At 68.4% G+C, this 3,563-nt stretch carries 3 protein-coding genes; all 3 read left to right on the top strand.

Annotated features, from left to right (window positions below; translation table 11 throughout):
- Positions 1 to 654, top strand: a 654-nt coding sequence (locus ACDELDRAFT_RS20265) for a squalene/phytoene synthase family protein (RefSeq protein WP_005799938.1), incomplete at its 5' end; no start/stop codon positions are given.
- A 347-nt stretch (positions 655 to 1,001) separates the two neighbouring features.
- Entirely contained in the window at positions 1,002 to 2,408 is a 1,407-nt protein-coding gene (locus tag ACDELDRAFT_RS20260) for an L-serine ammonia-lyase (RefSeq protein WP_005799937.1), read from the top strand.
- Between the two features lie 127 nt (positions 2,409 to 2,535).
- Positions 2,536 to 3,375 (top strand): presqualene diphosphate synthase HpnD, encoded by an 840-nt coding sequence (gene hpnD / locus ACDELDRAFT_RS20255; protein ID WP_005799936.1) that lies wholly within the window; start codon positions 2,536 to 2,538, stop codon positions 3,373 to 3,375.
- Positions 3,376 to 3,563: the final 188 nt, after the last annotated feature.

Here is a 3,563-nt window from a genome sequence, read left to right as displayed (position 1 = left end):
CGGGCCATCGCATCGGGCTCCGCGCCGTCGGCCCGCTGGGCCGCCGTCTTCCTGCCCCTGCAGCAGGTGCTGCGCCAGCACGCGCTTCCGGTGCCCCTGCTCGAAGACCTGCTCAGCGCCTTCGCCCAGGACGTGGAGAAGACCCGCGATGCCGAAGGCTACGCCGACCGCACCGAGCTGCTGGACTACTGCCGCCGCTCCGCCAACCCGGTGGGCCGCCTGCTGTTGCACCTGTACGGCGTGCACGGCGCCCAGGCGTTGCAGGAAAGCGACGCCATCTGCACCGCGCTGCAACTGATCAACTTCTGGCAAGACCTGAGTGTGGACATTCCGCGCGCGCGCCACTACCTGCCCCGCGCCGACTGCGCCGCCCACGGCGCCAGCCAGGCCGATCTTCTGGCACTGCGTGGCACGCCCCAGAACGCCCGCCTGATCGCCGAATGCGCCCACTGGGCTCGCGCCACCATGCTCAGCGGCGCCCCGCTGGTGCACCGCCTGCCCGGCCGCGCCGGCTGGGAGCTGCGCCTGGTCGTGCAAGGCGGCCTGCGCATCCTGGACAAGATCGACACCCTCCAGGGCGGTAGCCTGCACACCCGCCCGCGCCTGAGCGGCTGGGATTGGGGCGTCATGCTCGCCCGCACCCTGGCCATGTAAGAAACATTCATGGGCTGCAAGCGGCGCTGACAGCGCGCGCGTCCGCCGCGCATTTTTGGCAGCAATGAGCCTGTAGCGCTTGCCCCTCGGGTGAATTGCGCTATCAAAACGAGAGTTGCAACTCCTCCTCTCGCCCACACGTTGCAGGAGGAGTACCTCCATGCGGTCGCCGGGCAGGGATAGCGAGCATGCCTGCGCTGGCGCACCGCGGGTAGCCTTCCCACCCATCCCCCACCCGGTCGGCGCCGAGCTGGCCGTGGCGGCGCGCGGCGAGGCCCAACGCGGTGCGCCGGCAACTGCCGGCACAGCGCCCTTCCACCGCCAGAAACCCTCTGCACACGCCTTCTATGTCCGTCAGCGTTTTCGACCTCTTCAAGATTGGCATCGGCCCTTCCAGCTCCCACACGGTAGGGCCCATGATCGCCGCGCGGCAGTTTGCCTGCCACCTGCAGACGACTGTGGGGCTGGCGGCGGTGCACCATGTCACGGTCGAGCTGTACGGCTCGCTCTGTGCCACCGGCGTCGGCCACGGCACCGACAAGGCCGTGCTGCTGGGGCTGGCAGGCCACGAGCCCGACCGCATCGACCCCGAGCAGATCGCCCCGACCATTGCGCAGATCCGCAACAGCCAGACCGTGGCGCTGCTGGGTGAGCACACCGTGCCGTTCATCGAAAAGGACCACCTGCTGTTTCGCCGCAAAAGCCTGCCGCTGCACCCCAACGGCATGTGCTTTCACGCCTGGGACGCGCAGGGCAGCGAGATCGCCACGCGCGCCTACTACTCGGTGGGCGGCGGCTTTGTGATCGACTCCGAGGGCCAGCGTGTGCTCAACGCCGCCGCCCCGGACGCGGGCGATACTGGCCATGGCCAGGGCCTGCCCCACCCGTTTCGCACCGGCGCCGAACTGCTGGCCCAGTGCCGCGCCACGGGGCTGACCATGGCCCAGCTCATGGCCGCCAATGAGCAGCACTGGCGCAGCGGCGCAGAGGTGCGCCGCCAGCTCATGGCCATCTGGCGCGCCATGGCCAGCGCGGTGCAGCGAGGCTGCGCCAGCACGGGCCAGTTGCCCGGCCCCCTGCACGTGCGCCGCCGCGCTGCCGAACTGCACAAAAACCTCAGCAGCCACCCCGAAGCCGCGCTGCGCGACCCGCTCGCCATGCTGGACTGGGTGAACCTGTACGCCATGGCCGTCAACGAGGAAAACGCCGCCGGGGGCCGCGTGGTGACCGCACCCACCAATGGCGCGGCGGGCGTCATCCCCGCCGTGCTGCACTACTACGTGAACTTCCTGCAAGGGGCGAACGCAGCAAACGAAGACGGCATCACCACTTTCTTGCTCACCGCAGGCGCCATCGGCATCATCTACAAGGAAAACGCCTCCCTCTCGGGCGCCGAGGTGGGCTGCCAGGGCGAGGTGGGCGTGGCCTGTTCCATGGCCGCCGGCGCCCTGGCCGCCGTGATGGGCGGCACGCCCGAGCAGATCGAGAACGCTGCCGAGATCGGCATGGAGCACAACCTGGGCATGACCTGCGACCCGGTGGGCGGCCTGGTGCAGATTCCGTGCATCGAACGCAACGCCATGGGCGCCATCAAGGCCATCAACGCCGCCCGCATGGCGCTGCGCGGCGACGGGCAGCATGTGGTCTCGCTCGACAAGGTGATCAAGACCATGGTGCAGACCGGCGCCGACATGAAGGTCAAATACAAGGAGACCTCGCGCGGCGGGTTGGCGGTGAACGTGGTGGAATGCTGAGCACCCAACCGGCAAAAGCTCTCAATTCAATAGCTGCTTGCGCTTGCCCATCAAGCGCTATCGGCCAAAAATACCCCAAACTTTGCCGACCGGGCATGCGCGGTGCGCCATGGGACAATCTCGCCCCATGACCCCACAGCAGTACGTACAGCAAAAGGCCGTGGCCTCGGGCAGCAGCTTCTATTACGCCTTTCTCTTTTTGCCCGCGCCGCGCCGCGCGGCCATCACGGCGTTCTATGCGTTCTGCCGAGAGGTGGACGATGTGGTGGATGAAGTGACCGACCCCGGCGTGGCCCGCACCAAGCTCGCCTGGTGGCAGGCCGAAGTGGCCAAGGCCTACGCCGGGCAGCCCACCCACCCGGTGATGCTGGCCCTGATGCCGCACACCGCCGAGTTCGGCATCGAGCAACGCCACCTGCAGGCCGTGATCGACGGTTGCCACATGGACCTGGAGCAGACCCGCTACCTCGACTTTGCGGGCCTCAAAGGCTACTGCCACCTGGTGGCGGGCATCGTGGGCGAGGTGGCAGCGCGCATCTTCGGCCAGACCGACCCGCGCACCACCGAATACGCCCACACGCTGGGCCTGGCGTTCCAACTCACCAACATCATCCGCGACGTGGGCGAGGACGCGATGCTGGGCCGCATCTACCTGCCGGTGAGCGAACTGCAGCAGTTCGACGTGAAGGCGCACGAGATCCTGAAGCGCCAGTATTCCGACCGTTTCACCGCACTGATGCGCTTTCAGGCCGAACGCGCGCACAGCCTGTACGACGAGGCTTTTGCCCTGCTGCCCGATGCCGACCGCCGCGCCCAGAAGCCCGGCCTGATGATGGCCAGCATCTACCGCACGCTGCTGCGCGAGATCGAGCACGCAAACTTCCAGGTGCTGCACCAGCGCATCCGCCTCACACCGCTGCGCAAGTTCTGGCTGGCGTGGAAGGTGCAGGCGCTGGGGCGGATGTAAGGCATGGCCCCCACGCCCACGCACTGCGTGTCGCTCGCAGCCCGATCCACCCTGGGCATCCTCGCCGCGCGTGGCTGCACATACCGGGCGAGCACAGCAGCGGTCCGGCCATGAAGGTGGCTGTGATTGGCGCCGGCTGGGCCGGCATGGCGGCGGCCGTGGCGCTGGCCCAGGCCGGCCACGCACCC

This window comes from Acidovorax delafieldii 2AN, assembly GCF_000175235.1.
In the GTDB taxonomy this organism is placed as follows: domain Bacteria; phylum Pseudomonadota; class Gammaproteobacteria; order Burkholderiales; family Burkholderiaceae_C; genus Acidovorax; species Acidovorax delafieldii_B.
Note: the sequence above shows the minus strand (reverse complement) of the source record. Positions and strands in the feature narration are given on the sequence as shown.

Bases quoted from the DNA above. Each gene is read 5' to 3' on its own strand.
- ACDELDRAFT_RS20260 (WP_005799937.1), top strand. From the start codon at position 1,002: ATGTCCGTCAGCGTTTTCGACCTCTTCAAGATTGGCATCGGCCCTTCC.
- hpnD (WP_005799936.1), top strand. From the start codon at position 2,536: ATGACCCCACAGCAGTACGTACAGCAAAAGGCCGTGGCCTCGGGCAGC.